Source organism: Humibacter sp. RRB41 (assembly GCF_022761015.1).
GTDB lineage: Bacteria > Actinomycetota > Actinomycetes > Actinomycetales > Microbacteriaceae > Humibacter.
Genome location: NZ_JAKWJQ010000006.1, coordinates 64,446 through 77,172 on the forward strand (window position 1 = coordinate 64,446; position 12,727 = coordinate 77,172).

13 protein-coding genes are annotated in these 12,727 nt (G+C 62.7%); 12 read left to right on the plus strand and 1 reads right to left on the minus strand.

The window, feature by feature from the left end:
* Positions 1-138: 138 nt before the first annotated feature.
* The 9 genes from MJ603_RS15320 to MJ603_RS15360 all read left to right on the plus strand — a co-directional run bounded on the left by MJ603_RS15320 (position 139) and on the right by MJ603_RS15360 (position 6,293).
* The gene (locus MJ603_RS15320; RefSeq protein ID WP_243064618.1) at positions 139-912 is read left to right on the plus strand and encodes a sirohydrochlorin chelatase; all 774 of its coding nucleotides are present in this window, start codon (positions 139-141) and stop codon (positions 910-912) included.
* A 46-nt stretch (positions 913-958) separates the two neighbouring features.
* A complete protein-coding gene (trmD, locus tag MJ603_RS15325) occupies positions 959-1,648 on the plus strand; it encodes a tRNA (guanosine(37)-N1)-methyltransferase TrmD (RefSeq protein ID WP_243064619.1) in 690 nt (229 codons plus the stop codon).
* Positions 1,649-1,748: 100 nt separating this feature from the next.
* Positions 1,749-2,216 (plus strand): MFS transporter, encoded by a 468-nt coding sequence (locus MJ603_RS15330; RefSeq protein WP_243064620.1) that lies wholly within the window; start codon positions 1,749-1,751, stop codon positions 2,214-2,216.
* A gap of 187 nt (positions 2,217-2,403) precedes the next feature.
* Positions 2,404-2,751: a 50S ribosomal protein L19 gene (rplS, locus tag MJ603_RS15335; RefSeq protein WP_243064621.1), complete on the plus strand. Its 348-nt coding sequence runs from the start codon at positions 2,404-2,406 to the stop codon at positions 2,749-2,751.
* 100 nt (positions 2,752-2,851) lie between these two features.
* Positions 2,852-3,586: a signal peptidase I gene (gene lepB, locus MJ603_RS15340; protein WP_243064622.1), complete on the plus strand. Its 735-nt coding sequence runs from the start codon at positions 2,852-2,854 to the stop codon at positions 3,584-3,586.
* 10 nt (positions 3,587-3,596) lie between these two features.
* Positions 3,597-4,373 carry a ribonuclease HII gene (locus MJ603_RS15345; RefSeq protein ID WP_308220607.1) on the plus strand — a complete coding sequence of 259 codons (777 nt, stop codon included), beginning with the start codon at positions 3,597-3,599 and terminating at the stop codon, positions 4,371-4,373.
* Positions 4,374-4,405: 32 nt separating this feature from the next.
* Entirely contained in the window at positions 4,406-4,729 is a 324-nt protein-coding gene (locus tag MJ603_RS15350; RefSeq protein WP_243064623.1) for a DUF2469 family protein, read from the plus strand.
* Between the two features lie 146 nt (positions 4,730-4,875).
* Positions 4,876-5,241: a YraN family protein gene (locus MJ603_RS15355; RefSeq protein ID WP_243064624.1), complete on the plus strand. Its 366-nt coding sequence runs from the start codon at positions 4,876-4,878 to the stop codon at positions 5,239-5,241.
* Positions 5,241-6,293, plus strand: a complete 1,053-nt coding sequence (locus MJ603_RS15360; protein WP_243064625.1) for an ATP-binding protein — start codon at positions 5,241-5,243, stop codon at positions 6,291-6,293. The genes MJ603_RS15355 and MJ603_RS15360 overlap by 1 nt, the downstream gene beginning before the upstream one ends.
* 10 nt (positions 6,294-6,303) lie before the next feature.
* Here the strand turns inward: MJ603_RS15360 and MJ603_RS15365 are convergent, their stop codons facing one another.
* Positions 6,304-7,101 carry a DUF2971 domain-containing protein gene (locus MJ603_RS15365; RefSeq protein ID WP_243064626.1) on the minus strand — a complete coding sequence of 266 codons (798 nt, stop codon included), beginning with the start codon at positions 7,099-7,101 and terminating at the stop codon, positions 6,304-6,306.
* A 207-nt stretch (positions 7,102-7,308) separates the two neighbouring features.
* Between MJ603_RS15365 and MJ603_RS15370 the strand changes: the two genes are divergently transcribed.
* From MJ603_RS15370 to MJ603_RS15380, 3 genes are all read left to right on the plus strand, one after another.
* Entirely contained in the window at positions 7,309-10,980 is a 3,672-nt protein-coding gene (locus tag MJ603_RS15370; RefSeq protein ID WP_243064627.1) for an SIR2 family protein, read from the plus strand.
* A 327-nt stretch (positions 10,981-11,307) separates the two neighbouring features.
* Positions 11,308-11,928: a type II toxin-antitoxin system HicB family antitoxin gene (locus MJ603_RS15375; RefSeq protein WP_243064628.1), complete on the plus strand. Its 621-nt coding sequence runs from the start codon at positions 11,308-11,310 to the stop codon at positions 11,926-11,928.
* Positions 11,929-12,011: 83 nt separating this feature from the next.
* Positions 12,012-12,677 carry a hypothetical protein gene (locus tag MJ603_RS15380; RefSeq protein ID WP_243064629.1) on the plus strand — a complete coding sequence of 222 codons (666 nt, stop codon included), beginning with the start codon at positions 12,012-12,014 and terminating at the stop codon, positions 12,675-12,677.
* The last annotated feature ends 50 nt before the right edge of the window (positions 12,678-12,727 follow it).

The window sequence follows — 12,727 nt, forward strand, 5'->3', positions numbered from 1 at the left end:
ATCCGCCCGAAACACGCCAGGCCGAACCATGAAACACGCTCTGCTTAGCGTCGGATCACGGCGTAACTCGAGAGGGGCGGTCGACATGGCTGGCAGAAGCGTGGTGCGATCGTCGTCGCTTCGAGGGGACGGTCCCGCGTGACTCTCGCCACAGACGGCGGCTCGACCGGCGCGCTGCACGAAGCATCATCCGATGCGCCGGCGCTGGTGGTCGTCGCCCACTCCGGCAACGACGCAGAAGGGCGAGAAGCCGTCGCGCAACTCGTGGCATCCGTCATCGCGAACCTCCCAGGGGTGACGGGTCTTGCGGCATTCGTCGACGTGCAGCAGCCCGACGTGAGTGATGTGCTCGACGCACTTCGACCTGGCAGGGCGGCCGTCGTCGTGCCGCTGTTGCTCTCCACCGGCCACCACGTGCACTCCGACCTCGTGCGCGAACTCGCTCACCGCCGCGACCGAAGAGTGCGCGTCGCCGACCTGCTGGGGCCGGACGACGCCATCATCGACGTGCTCACCCAGCGGCTCGCCCAGGCCGGCTTGCGCGACGACGACCTCGTGGTGCTCGCAGCGGCGGGCTCGAGCGATCATCGCGCGGTACGGGACTGCCTCGATGCCGGCCGGATGCTGGCATCCCGTCTCGAACGCCCCGTCACGGCAGGCTTCATCACGGCCGCCGTCCCGCATCTCAGCTCGGCGATCGAGACGATGCACCGGCTGCATCCCTCGGCACGGATGCTCCTGAGCAGCTACCTGCTCGCCCCCGGCCTGTTCGCCGACCTCGCGACGGCCGCCGGAGCCGACGTCGTGTCCGGCACCCTCCTGGTGCCGGGAACACCGGCGCCCGAAGGGCTCGTCGACCTCGTCGCCCGTCGCTACCTCGACGCCGCGCAGGGACTCGCCGCCGAGACCTGACCGGCCCGTCTTCGCGTTCGCACCCGCCGGTTCCTAGACTTCGGGTGTGCGCATCGACATCGTGACGATCTTTCCCGCGATCTTCGACGCCCTCGACATCTCACTGCTCGGCAAGGCGAAGCAGAACGGCATCATCGACCTGCGGGTAGCGGACCTGCGCGACCACGCGCACGACAAGCACCGCACGGTGGACGACACCCCCTACGGCGGAGGGGCGGGCATGGTGATGAAGCCGGAGCCGTGGGGTGAGGCGCTGGACAGCGTGCTCGCCGACGACGTCGATCCTGTGGTGATCTTCCCCTCGCCTGCCGGTGAGGTGTTCACCCAGCGCATGGCCCGTGAGCTCTCCGAGGAATCGCACGTCGTCTTCGGGTGCGGAAGGTATGAGGGCATCGACCAGCGTGTCTTCGACGATGCGGCGAGCCGAGCCCGCGTTCACCTCGTGAGTCTCGGCGATTACGTGCTCAACGGGGGAGAGGTGGCAGTCATGGCCATGGTGGAGGCGATCGTGCGTCTCATCCCCGGCGTGATCGGCAATCCGCAGAGCCTCGTCGAGGAATCCCACGAGGACGGCCTGCTCGAATACCCGTCGTACACGAAGCCGCCGGTGTGGCGCGACCGCGAAGTCCCGCCCGTTTTGCTCAGCGGCAACCACGGCGCCATCGCGAAGTGGCGGCGTGAGCAGCAGCTCGAGCGCACCAAGCGCGTGCGACCGGATCTGATCGCGGAGGAATGAGCGGCTCCGTCCGCCACCTGCGAGTGGATGCCGTCACGCCGGCGGCGAACACCGCCCGACTCCCAGCCGGGTGGCCGTGGAGCGCGCGTAGCCTTGGGCTATGAATCCGGGCAGGGCGCTTCTGAGGTGGCAGTTGATCGCCATCCCCGTGCTGCCGCTCTGGCTCCTCATCGGCTACGGCATCTTCGGCGGGGGCGCCGGAGGCTTCTTCCTGCTCTTCCTCAGCAGCGCCGTTCTGTTCGTCTTCCAGGCCGTCATCGCCGGTCTGACCCGTATCAGGCCGCGGGTGCGCGAACGCCGCGCGCTCGGCGGATGGGATGCCGCAGCACTCGTCGTCTGGCATCTGGCGCTCATCGGACTCGGCTTCTTCGGTGCGACCGGCATCCCGTTCGGCGTGACGAGCGTTGTGCTCGGACTCGGCGTCTTCTGGCTGACCGTGTGGGAGTTGGCGCGCGAGTGGCGTGACCGTGTCTCCGGCACCGTCGCTGAGGCATCCGCTGCTCAGCGCCCCACAAGGCGACCCGGCGACGACGGCGACGTGATCATCGTCCACGAGGGTGGGCGGTAACGCCGGTTTGGTCGCCTTCGGGCTTCATGGCAGAATAGAAGACTGTGTCGCGGCACGGTCTCTGCCACCGGGGAGACACGCACTGCGAACCGCGTTCATGTGACACGGGGCGCGAGCGGCACGCAATCCTTCTTTCAGACCATCTGATCCGTGTTCGACCGGTTGCGGGCACAGAGAGCGAAACATCATGCACATCCTCGACGCCGTCGACGCGGCCTCGCTGCGTTCCGACATTCCGGATTTCCGCCCGGGTGACACCGTCAAGGTGCACGTCAACATCACCGAGGGCAGCCGCTCCCGTGTCCAGGTCTTCCAGGGCGTCGTCATCTCGCGCTCCGGTGAGGGCGTCCGCGAGACGTTCACCGTTCGCAAGGTGAGCTTCCAGGTCGGCGTCGAGCGCACCTTCCCGGTGCACTCGCCGGTCATCGACCACATCGAGGTCGTCACGCGCGGCGATGTGCGTCGCGCGAAGCTGTACTACCTGCGCGAGCTGCGCGGCAAGAAGGCGAAGATCAAGGAAAAGCGCGACGCGTAAGCCGCGTCCCTCGACACGACCACCGGCAGAGCATTCGCAGCCGGCTCTGAGCTCCCGATCCAATACACTTCAGGACGGGAGCTCAGGCGGTTAAGGACATATGACAGACGAAACTCTGCCCACTCGGTCGGACCGCGTGGCTTCGGAGAAGAAGACGCGCCAGCGCAGCGTCAAACTCTTCCTTCGCGACCTGGTGATCATCTTCCTGGTCGCGATCCTGGTCTCTTTTCTGATCAAGACGTTCGTCGTCAGGTCGTTCTACATTCCGTCGGGGTCGATGGAGAACACGCTGCAGATCAACGATCTGATCATCGTGAACGAGCTGGAGCCGAACGTCATGCCGATCAAGCGCGGCGATGTCGTGGTGTTCACCGATCCGGGTGGCTGGCTTCCGGCATCGACCGAGAAGTCGAACGTCAACCCGATCGAGTGGGCGCTGTCGCTGGTGGGTCTGGCTGCGCCCGACAGTGATGATCATCTTGTCAAGCGCGTCATCGGGTTGCCGGGTGACCACGTGTCGTGCTGCAATGCGCTCGGTCAACTGAGCGTCAACGGATCACCTCTGAACGAACCGTACGTCAGACTGGACGGCCATGATCAGGTGGCGTCGCTCGACTTCAATGTCGTCGTTCCCAAAGGTGATCTCTGGGTGATGGGTGACAACCGCTGGGACTCCCAGGATTCCTCCCGCAACCAGAATCTGCCAGGCAAGGGCTTCGTGCCCGAGAAGGATGTCGTCGGCAGGGCCATCCTGATCAGCTGGCCGATCAGCCACTGGAGCTGGTTGTCGAACTATCCGGATGTATTCCGCGGCGTCGAGGACGACAAGCAGTAACCTCGACCACGTGGTGACCCGGAGCACAGTCGAGAACGCGACAGGCGGTAAACCGCCCAGACCCAAGAAACGTGCGCATCCCGTCGTTCCGAACTACCGGTTCGAGACCGAGCTGCACGCGTCGGGCAGCGCGAGCGTGATCGGATGCGACGAAGTCGGCAGAGGAGCACTCGCCGGTCCCGTCGCCGTCGGCATGGTCGTGGTCGACGCGCACGTCGGACGCTGGCCGAAGGGCCTGCGCGACTCGAAGCTGCTCGCCGAACCCAAGCGCGAAGAGCTCGCGCCGCTGTGCATGTCGTGGGTGCGCCATCACGCTGTCGGCATGGCGTCGGCTGAGGAGATCGACGAGTTCGGCATCATGGCCTGTCTGGGCATGGCGGGCGCACGCGCCTTCGCCGTGTTGCAGGCATCCGGTGCGTCGTTCGACGCCTGCACGATCGTGCTCGACGGCAACTACGACTACCTCACCCGTGCCTTGCCGGTCAGGGTTCCGGTGGTTTCTCGCATCAAGGCGGACCAGTCCTGCGCATCGGTGTCGGCGGCATCCGTGATCGCCAAGGTGCACAGGGACGCGGTGATGATCGAGCAGGATGCCGTTCATCCCGGGTACGGCTGGGCGAGCAACAAGGGCTACTCGTCGAAGGGTCATTTCGAGGCGATCGGGCGGCTCGGCGCGAGCCCGCTTCACCGGCTCACCTGGCTGAAGCCGGAGCGCACGCAGCCGCAGCTCGCCCTCGACGGACTCGAGTTCCCGGAGGATGCCCTGCACGTCGAGCAAGCCGTCTGAAGGCGGCGGCCCGCAGCGTAGACTTGCCGGCGATGGACGACGACGAATTCGACGACTACGACCGTGAAGTCGAGCTGGCGCTGTATCGCGAGTACCGCGATATCGTCTCGCAGTTCAAATACGTGATCGAGACGGAGCGGCGTTTCTATCTGGCGAACGAGGTGGACTTCGTCCGCCGTGACACCGCGAACGACTTCTATTTCGAGATCACCATGCATGACGTCTGGGTGTGGGACGTCTACCGGGCCGATCGCTTCGTGAAGTCGGTGCGCGTTCTCACGTTCAAGGACGTCAACATCGAGGAGCTCTCCAGCAAGGAATTCGAGCTCCCCAAGGAGCTCGCGCTCGACGAGTAGCCGGCCCGTTCTAGCGATGATCCGGCGGATCGTCGGGTCATCGACTTATCGGTAACAACCGGGGCATTTCACGATTCGTCCCCGGATGCCGCCGAACGGCCCCGACGATCGGATGCTTCCCTGCACGCTGTCAGGGGAGGCATTCGATGGCGAGAAAAGACGAACTTGGCAAGCGCGGCGAGGAGCTGGCGGCCCGCTACCTGACGAAACGCGGCTACCGTGTCGTCGCGCGAAACTGGCGATGCAAGCTGGGCGAAATCGACCTGGTGGTCGAGCGGTCGGGCGAACTGGCCATCGTGGAGGTGAAGACGCGCTCCTCGATCGCGTTCGGGCATCCGTTCGAGGCGATCACGCCGGCCAAGGCTGCACGGCTGCGTCGCTTGACTGCCCAATGGTGCGAGGAGCACGAACCCGTCCATCACGGAGTGCGTGTCGATGCGATCGCCGTGATCGCGCCTCCGGGAGCGGGGGACGACGACGTGATCATCGAGCACCTGGTCGGGATCTGCTGATGGCCATCGCCCGCACAAGTGCGATCGCCCTCGTCGGTCTCACGCCGAGCGTGGTCGACGTCGAGGCCGACATCTCTCCGGGGCTGCCGGGCTTCGCCGTCATCGGACTTCCGGATGCCGCGCTCGGCGAATCCCGTGGCCGCGTGCGTGCCGCAGCCCTCAACTCCGAGCTGCCGATCACGCCTCGCAAGCTCACCATCAGCCTGTCGCCGGCCGCTCTGCCCAAGCACGGTGGCGGATTCGATCTCGCCATCGCCCTTTCGGCGCTGGCTGCCGCCGGTGACGTGCCGGCAGAGTCCGTCGCCTCGACCGTTCACATCGGAGAGCTCGGCCTCGACGGAAGACTGCGACCGACGCCCGGAGTGCTCCCCGCCGTGATCGGCGCGGCGCGCGCAGGCTTGCGCCGGGTGATGGTGCCGGTCGCCAACGCCGACGAAGCCCGCCTGGTGCCCGATGTCGAGGTGATCGCCGTGTCGTCCCTGAGGGACGCGGCGATCCGGCACGGGGCCGAACTCGACCCGGTGCCCGTCGAGCCCTGGCCGTCTGCAGGCGCTCTCGTGGACGAGTCGTCCGCCCCCGAACTGAGCGACATCGTCGGCAACGATGAGGCCATCGAAGCACTCATCGTGGCTGCGGCGGGCGGACACCACATGTTCCTGCTCGGTCCGCCCGGCGCGGGCAAGACCATGCTCGCCGAACGCCTTCCCGGGTTGCTGCCCGACCTCGACGTCGACGCTTCGCTCGAGGCGACGTCGATCCGCTCTCTCGCGGGAGTGGCGGCCTCCTCACTCGTCACGAGACCGCCGTTCGAAGCGCCGCACCACACGGCGACCGCAGCGGCGATCGTGGGAGGCGGCAGCGGTCAGATCAAGCCCGGCGCGGCGGTGCGGGCGTCGAACGGCGTGCTGTTCCTCGACGATGCGAAACAAAGCGCTACACATCTCGTTAGGTGCGTTTCCTGCTTAGGGCGCCGGACGTGGCCGTGGCCAGCGTCCTACGAATCCGTTCGCTCGTCCCGGCTGAGCCGCAAGTCGTTCAATCTCGGGGAGTGACAAGCGTTCGCTATCGATAGGGCGATGCCGTGTGCTCGATCGCGTATACCCAACCAAATTCCGGGGGAGTCAATGCTCGAATCGCCTCGTCCATTCCGTCAGGATCAACGTTGGGCCCGATAACCGGACGGAATCCTTGCCGCTCAACGACTATCGCCCCCATGTTCTCGTCGTCGTAAGTGGTGTTGACAACGGACGGGTGCTCCGTAGTGAGAAGGGAGAATAATCGGAACTGCTTGATCCCGGAAGGGCTGGGTACGTGGATTAGCTCGAAGGCGGATTGCCTTTCAAGAAGAGGCGAGATGAGCCGCCATTCGCGTTCAGCTGCAAATGAGCGGTGCTTGAGGAGCGCAGCGAAGCGCTCAAGATCCGAGATCAGGTCGCGAACGAGGTGACTACTGATTCCTTGTCGAAGTTCAGTCAAAGTCTTGCGCTTGTTCCAGATGTCGAGGTGATGCTCGATGATCTGCCTGACGATGGCCTCTTGCTCCGGCTCGTCGTAGACGCACGAGGCAAGAATGAATCCTTGGTCAGCGGCCACCGCCTTCAGATGCGCCGCCGAGAAGCCGAGTGCTACGCCTCCGCTCCGTGGGCAATACGCTCTCCATTGTTCGAGCGAATCCGATTCGGAGGACAGCGAGACCGTGTATGTACGCGATATCTCGAAGGGGAGTCGCCGGCCGCGCTCGAGGAGTTCGAGTGCGTACTCGACCATGCCTTCGCCGAATGAGCGTTTCGGGAATCGCAGCGCCGACAGGATGTCTACGGCGTACTGGCTGGCCAACAACTGCTCAGTGGAGTCGTTCATGTCCGCTGGCCGACCTGCCCACAGGGTCCGAGTCCGCAAAATTCCTATTACGCCGGCGGGACCGGTGTAGTGATAAAGATGAGTAGGTAGCGGCCGCTCCAAAAGCTCGCCGAGAGGTCCTGAATCGGTTAGGAACGGCACTATCCGATCATGACACGTCTCGTGTCCGCGTCAGAGGACAGTCGTTGACACGCTCGAACCAATAGCGTGGCAATTCCCTCCGAAACCAAGCGCTACACGCTGTGCGCACTAGTGACTGGTCCGCGCACTTTGAGAGGCGTCGTTGACGATCAACTGATCGGTGGCGTGGACATCTGCGCGCGCACCAATGGGATGATTGTGCTTCGGCAGATCAGGAGCAGCGCGATGGGGGTTGAGTGGGAGTCCGATGGTGTCGAGCTGCCGGCGGCTGTGGAGCGGGCTCTGGATGTTGATCGGTTGGTGCTCTTTTGCGGCGCGGGTGTCTCCGCAGCTCCTCCTTCGCTGTTGCCGGGCTTCCGAGGCCTTGCCGAAGAAATCGCAGGGGAACTCGGACGTTCGGATCTCATCCCCAGCGATCCCGACGAGCCCGTTCAGTTCGATCTCGTGATGGGTGAGCTCAACGAGCTCCAGCACGACGTACATGCCCGCGTCAGCTCACGGTTGCGCTCAACGGTGGAACCAAACAGCTACCACTTCGATCTCCTTCAACTAACCAGCGGACAAGGACGTGTGCCGAGAATCGTTACGACCAATTTCGATTTGCTTTTCGAGATCGCCGCAGCTCGTCTAGACATCTCGTTGCCCGTCAACCTTGCTCCCGCGCTCCCACTTGGCAACCAGTTCGACGGCCTCGTGCACCTTCATGGACCCGTTGATCCATCACCCAGTCACCGCATGGTCGTCACGGACATCGATTTCGGCCAGGCGTACATCACGGACGGTTGGGCGACGCAGTTCCTCACACGGATGTTCGAAAACTACACGGTGGTCTTCATCGGCTACAGCGCCGACGACACGGTCATGCGATATCTCGCACGTGCGCTTCCAGCAGAAGGCAACACCCGGTTCGCATTCATGGAGGCGGAGCAAGCCACGACGATGAAGCCCAAATGGGAACGGCTGGGTGTTAGACCTATCCCGTATCCCTCTCCAGCTGATGCTCGTCACCTCTCCCTGCAGAACTTCATTAAGCACTGGCATGAGCGGGTTAGAGCGACACCGCAGCAGCGCTTTGATCTCGTGCAGGCAATTGTGCAGCGCGGACCGGAGGACCTCCCGATCAGTGAGCGGGAGCTCCGCTGGCTATTAGGGGAGTGGGAGTACGCGCAGCACTTCATGAATGCGTCGGACCCCGCCGTGTGGATCCAGAGGCTAGACGAACTTGACATCGTCGGGGATCTATTCGATCCAGCAGCTCCCGCCACTGAGGTTCTCGCAGCATGGGCGCAGTGGGCGGCCCGCGCCCTTCAAACAGACGACGGCACAGCGTTCCTTTCTGTGGTTAGCCGACATGATGGTCACCTTGCATGGACAATGTGGTTTCAGATATGGGTGCGTCTTTATCAGGACTACAAACCGGTAAACCAGCATCGACAGCTTTTGCTCCTGCTCGCGGCAGATCAGCTTTCGAGGGACAACGAACGCCTATCAGGCCTTCTGCGACCTGTCGCCGAGAAAGACAGCCAGGCCGCGGAGATTCTGCTTCACCATCTCCTTACTCCCAAGCTCAAGTTCCGACCTCGACGAGGTTGGTTGGGCGGGAGGGATTCGTTGGACACTGACTTGGCTCTCGGATGGAAGAATTCCTCTATTCGAGATGCGTGGCCCACGCTCTTGGCTCAATTGTCAGACCCTGATCACCTGTTATCGATTGTGCTCGATCTGATCCGAGAGGTAGAAGCCACCGAGTCACTGTTCAGCGGAAATGACCGTCGGTATGCACTGTCTCTTCGACGTCGTCAAGTCGATGGCATAGAGCGATACGGGCGAGATGACCCATACGTCCTGGTGGTGGACATTGCGCGGGATCTTCTGCGCGAATTCGTGCGAAGCGAGGGAACGCAGCGAGCGATCCGATACCTTGACAGTTCCTCGGAGATGATTCGACGTCTCGCGCTCGATGCGCTTGCTGAAGCGCGAAGCGGCGAAGCCGATACCTTGCTCAGGCTCATGATCGACCGCGACCTTATCTTCGGCATCGCTACCAAACCTGAGGCGTATCGACTAATGCGGAGTAGTTATCGACATGCGTCTGCGGAAGTGAAAGCCGAACTCATCACGCACATTCGTGAATCGGCGGCGCCAGAACGCGAAGAAGAAGTTCGAGACTACGAGCGTTATAACGCTCTTGTCTGGCTCCGTGACGGCTTGCCCGCCGACGACCCAGTCGTTGCTGCGCTCGCCGACGAGCAACGGCAACACGGAGACTTCGGACCTCGCGAGCACCCCGACTTGAACACATGGATCATCGAAGATTTTGAGCCGGAACCCGAGCCGACAGCGGAGGGACGTTTTCGAGGAATGTCCGTTGGAGAGGTCGTTACTGCACTGGCGGCCGATCCAACTCTCAATGATGTGTACGACAGCCGACAATTGCTGCGCGAATTGGGCGCCTACCTCGAAGAGGTTCCGAGTCTAGAGATGCCGCTAATGGACGAACTGGTCGCCCAGTCGCTCTGGTCGGCTTCGGTATGGTCTGCCGTACTCGGCAACGCCATCCGTCCGGGTTCGACCTGGACTGCTGAACCGCTGCTTGAGCGACTCGAGCAAGTGCCCGGCGATCTCGCAGACATTGCTCGCGGGTTGGTTTTCTCTATTACCTATCCCGCGGCAGAGCCGCAGCGGCCCCTCGAAAATGCTACGGAGAGGTGTCGCCTTCTGCTTGGACTTTGGCGACGTGTCATTGTTGATCCCTCCTCCGACCCGCCCACGGATCCGTCGGCGGCGCACGCAACGGCTCGTGGCTCCCTCGCGTACGCCTATGTCGAGACCGTGTTGCGCACCACGCAAGAGCGAGGTGACTTGCAAGTCGACGCCGAGGGACTCGCCGGTTTCACCGAGCTCGTCGCTGCGCAAGGGACCAACACGGCCGACCCAAGCCCCATGATGTTGGCGCGGTACGCCGGTCACATTCTCGCGCTGGCCTCCGATTGGTTCGATTCGTATCTTGGGCCGTCGGTGAGCCACGTAGACGAGTCACCTCAGAATGTAAGTCTTTGGGCCGGCGTGCTATCGGGCAACTTCATCTCGAAGGCATTGCGTCTTCGCACGCGGGACGCCATGCGCGTGGCTTGGCCGCAGATTTCGGCCGCCCTCCCCGGGGCGGTTGAAGCGTTTATCGACCAGCACGCCGCACAGTTCGCCTGGGACACTCCTTCGGATCAATACGCCTGGGCGGATCCCTTCATCGCGATGGCCCCGGTTGCTATACGGGTGCGGTGGATTCGCTCGGTCGCGAGACGCGTCGACGGCGAGGAGCCGACCTTCCAAGACTTGTTGTTTGCGCAGTGGCAGCATCGACTCGATGGCCAACCGCCACTTCAGGGGTCCGAACAACGTGCCCTTCTAGAGTGGGTGACGCTACCGGGAATCGACGTTGATAGGGCAGCTGACCTCTTTACAGCGGGTCCTGTCGCCACCCCGACCGACGAAGATCGTGGTTTCGACTACTACGATTTCGATGACTTCCCGGTGAACAACAACTCGGCATTTCTCACGGTGGGTCTTCACCTTCTCAGAGGACGAACCTCGCTGCCTTCGTTCCTCCAGCTGTTAGTAAACGGAGCGAGCGAAGCGCACGATGATGACAGCGAATTGGCGAGCCAGGTGTGGGAAGAGTTGTTGAGGCTGGGGTACGGGCCTGCACGCGACCATCTCAATGACGAGGCAAACGATTGATCGGCGGAGTCAGTCCGCGCAGTGTTGATCCTTTGACCCTCACTACTATCGCTGGCAACGCGGTCGGCCCTTATGCCCGCCAAGGCAAGCGCCCGACATGGTCTGCGATATGCAATCGCAGACGGGTCTAACAGGCATCCATCCGCAGGGCGAAATGAATTCGGCAGGCACTCGAGTTCGCTCACGATTTGGATCGTGACGCCCGCCATTGATGTCGTCGCGTTCGAGGCCGAAATGGTGAACGTGAACGTGAACGTGACGGGTCGCGCGGGCTAGGTTTGGTGCGGATGGCCAAACCGCCGCCGTTCACGTGACAGAGAGGTCAAGATGGCCAACCATGAAGGCAATCCATACAACAGGATCCCTGTCGAACTAGACCTCGGCGATTATCTCGTGACGGCCACCTCCTTCCACGGGTGGGAAACGGAGCAATGGTGGAAAGATCTGGGTGACCTGCTCTACGGGCGGCCAGGCTGGAATTGCCACATTGCAAACACCGGCCACGCCATTGAGGTGCTTTGGTCGTTCGGTGCTTTAGGTTCATCGCTTTTTGTCATCTCCGTGGGACACGCACCGGCGTACCACCTGTACGACCATGAAGCAGACACTGAGCTGGTTTTCGACACCATCGACACGCTTCGGCGGTGGTTGGACGACAATGAACAACGCCACTCGGAATACCCCCAGCGGCTCAGGAACTACGCCGCCGATTCCGACTGGGCCCTACTGCGATCCCTACCGTTCGAGGTGGACGTCACCTTCGATGGTTCGGTGTGGATCGCAACCTTCAGGCAGCTGCCAGTCACGTACAGCTCCGGCCCGACGCTGGCGCAGGCGGTATCGAACGCCCGCGAAGCGATCACTGATGCGTTCGATGCGCCGCGGACTGTGGCGAAGAGTTTGCAGGTCATCCTTCGCTTGGATGTTGCTGCCTCAGCCGCTCTATAGGCACGATGGCAGTTATAGCCACGACGTTGAGCACACCTGGCTGTGTCGGTCACAGTCGACCGCGCGAAAACGGACATGGCGGAGTGACCGCCAATAAGCTGGCGCGCATGAATCCACCTCCGCAGTTCTGGGTCGAGTTACTAGCAGAGCTACGACGCCTCCAACCCAACACCACAGTCGAGATCCTGATACCGGCACTCACCGGAGCCGTTGGTCTCGTCGGCGGATTCCTGCTCTCCATATGGAAAGACGCCCGTGACAGGAAACGAGGCGGGTTGGAAGCGGCCGCGCAGCGCGCGTCATTGCGAAGAGCGGAGGCCGTCGAGTCTCTCATCGAAACAGGGCGCCAGTGGGTGCGGCATTTCGACATTGCTGGCCGCGAATGGGAATCAAGCGACAAAGTTGTCAGCGACCGGTTTCTCAGCATAGGAATTCAAAGCGATGCACTTATTCAAGCTCCCGCGCTCGATCTCATCGAACGCATCAAGACCGCCGTGCGGTCATATCGCCAAACGGACAGCGAGGGCAACATTGTCACGAATCAGAGCGGGTTGCCGGAGCTAAGTCCCCGTTACAACGCCGATCTCGTGGACGCGTTCCAGCGGCCGCTAAACGTATTGCAGGGACAAGCACAATTGTGGGTTGAGGGCGCCTTGGCCGCCCCGTTCCTAATCGAGGCTATAGACGTTGCCGCCCGGGACATCGACCAACTCGCAAACGAAGTCTCTGTGCCACATGGGCACGTCTGATGCCCGTACGCCAGGCCTGAGCCACGCAGAAGGTCAGCGGCCGACGGCAC